This is a genomic window from Streptomyces sp. AcH 505, assembly GCF_000818175.1.
GTDB lineage: Bacteria > Actinomycetota > Actinomycetes > Streptomycetales > Streptomycetaceae > Streptomyces.
The window spans coordinates 5,604,597-5,606,390 of sequence record NZ_JTIY01000001.1 but is presented as its reverse complement, the minus strand read 5'-3'; the positions used below and the strand labels follow the sequence as shown (position 1 = coordinate 5,606,390).

Annotated in this window: 2 protein-coding genes and 2 pseudogenes; 3 read left to right on the top strand and 1 reads right to left on the bottom strand. The window is 72.2% G+C overall.

Annotation, left to right across the window (positions count from 1 at the left end; all coding sequences use genetic code 11):
• The 3 genes and pseudogenes from HY68_RS41085 to HY68_RS25200 form a co-directional block, all read left to right on the top strand.
• Positions 1-182 (top strand): annotated as a pseudogene (locus HY68_RS41085) (phosphoesterase); the annotation flags it as partial.
• Between the two features lie 103 nt (positions 183-285).
• Positions 286-1,095, top strand: coding sequence for a methyltransferase domain-containing protein (locus HY68_RS25205; protein WP_041992641.1), 810 nt, complete (start codon positions 286-288; stop codon positions 1,093-1,095).
• Between the two features lie 24 nt (positions 1,096-1,119).
• On the top strand, positions 1,120-1,470 hold the full coding sequence (locus HY68_RS25200) for a VOC family protein (RefSeq protein WP_041992640.1): 351 nt from the start codon (positions 1,120-1,122) through the stop codon (positions 1,468-1,470).
• An 80-nt stretch (positions 1,471-1,550) separates the two neighbouring features.
• Here the strand turns inward: HY68_RS25200 and HY68_RS25195 are convergent.
• A pseudogene (locus tag HY68_RS25195) lies at positions 1,551-1,794 on the bottom strand (DUF5107 domain-containing protein); the annotation flags it as partial.

Here is a 1,794-nt window from a genome sequence, read left to right as displayed (position 1 = left end):
CGGGTCCGCTCAGCCGCTCCCCCGTGCACGCGGCCGAGCGGATGCGCCGGGTGCGGATCGGCGGCATCGCACCGGGGACCCCGCTGGCCTTCGACGGTGAAGTGGCCCCGTCGCCCGGGGAGTTGCTGATCGACAAGGTCAACGAGGCGCTGATGGTCTACCGGCCGCAGATCCTGCCCTGACCGCGTTCGCCGACCAGCCGGCTGACCACATCGTGAGATTGGGGTCTCAGTATTCAACATGCGGCGTAGCGTGGCCTCATCACGCCACGAGAAGGAGTCGGCCATGCCGAAGGAGACCGCCGTCTACACGCACGGGCACCACGAGTCGGTGCTGCGCTCGCACACCTGGCGCACCGCCGCCAACTCGGCCGCGTACCTCGTGCCCGAACTCCGGCCGGGCCAGGACGTGCTGGACGTCGGCTGCGGCCCCGGCACGATCACGGCCGACCTGGCGGCGCTGGTCGCGCCCGGCACGGTGACGGCGGTCGACGCCGCCGAGGACGTCCTGGCGAAGGCCAGGGAAGCCGCGGAGGCGGCGGGCGTGACCAACGTCCGTTTCGCGGTCGCCGATGTCCACGCACTGGACTTCCCCGACGACTCCTTCGACGTCGTCCACGCCCACCAGGTCCTGCAGCACGTCGGCGACCCGGTACAGGCGCTGCGCGAGATGCGCCGGGTGTGCAGGCCCGGCGGGATCGTGGCGGCCCGCGACTCGGACTACGGCGCCTTCGCCTGGTTCCCGGAGATCCCCGTGCTCGACGGCTGGCTGGAGCTCTACCGCACGGTGGCCCGCGCCAACGGCGGCGAGCCGGACGCCGGGCGGCGGATCCTGTCCTGGGCCCGGCAGGCCGGCTTCACCGACATCACCCCGACCGCGGGGACCTGGTGTTTCGCCACCCCGGACGACCGCGCCTGGTGGAGCGGGCTGTGGGCGGACCGTACGGTCGCCTCCAGCTACGCGGACATCGCGGTCAACGGCGGGCACGCCACCCACGAGCGGCTGACGGAGATCGCCGCGGCCTGGCGCGAGTGGGGCGCGAACCAGGACGGCTGGTTCATGACACCGCACGGCGAGATCCTCTGCCGGGCGTGAGCCAGGCCAACTAATGTGATCGCCATGGAAATCCTGGGAACCACGCTGCGCATCTGCGTCGACGACCTGGAGACCTCGGTCGCGTTCTACGAACGGCTCACAGCGACGCGCGCGCTGCGGTTCGAGCGCGGTGGGGTCTCGGTCGCGGCCGTCTCCTGCTTCTTGCTGATGAGCGGCCCCGCCGAGGAGATCGACGTGCTGCGCAAAGTGACCGCCACGATCGCCGTGAAGGACCTGGACCACGCGTTCACCACCCTCACGGCGGTCGGCGCCAAGGTCCTCGTCGGACCGGTGCCGACCCCCGTGGGGCGCAACCTGATCGCCGTCCACCCGGACGGCTCGGTCTTCGAGTACGTGGACCGCAACGGGGCGTAGTGCCGTGACCGGCACTGGAGGCCCATTACGGAGCGCCCCGCCGCGTGGCCAGTCGCGCGTACCGAGGACCGGGACGCGCCCTAGGTCGTGTCCGGGCGGTCCGGGCCGTCCTGCGGTCGCATCCGGAACTCGTAGGCGTCGGGCAGCGGATCGTCGGTGAGCGCCGCCCATACCTCGCTCAGCGTCTCGGCGCCCTCCCGCAGGTCGGCCACCTCGAACCCGGCGTCGAACAGCGCACGCGCCGCGGCCTTGTCGCCCTCGGCGAGCAGCAGTTGGGCCTCGACGAAGCGGAAGGCGCCGCGCCGGCGCACCGCGGGCGGCAGC

Coding starts and splice junctions, on each gene's coding strand:
- HY68_RS25200 (WP_041992640.1), top strand. CDS start 1,120: ATGGAAATCCTGGGAACCACGCTGCGCATCTGCGTCGACGACCTGGAG.
- HY68_RS25205 (WP_041992641.1), top strand. CDS start 286: ATGCCGAAGGAGACCGCCGTCTACACGCACGGGCACCACGAGTCGGTG.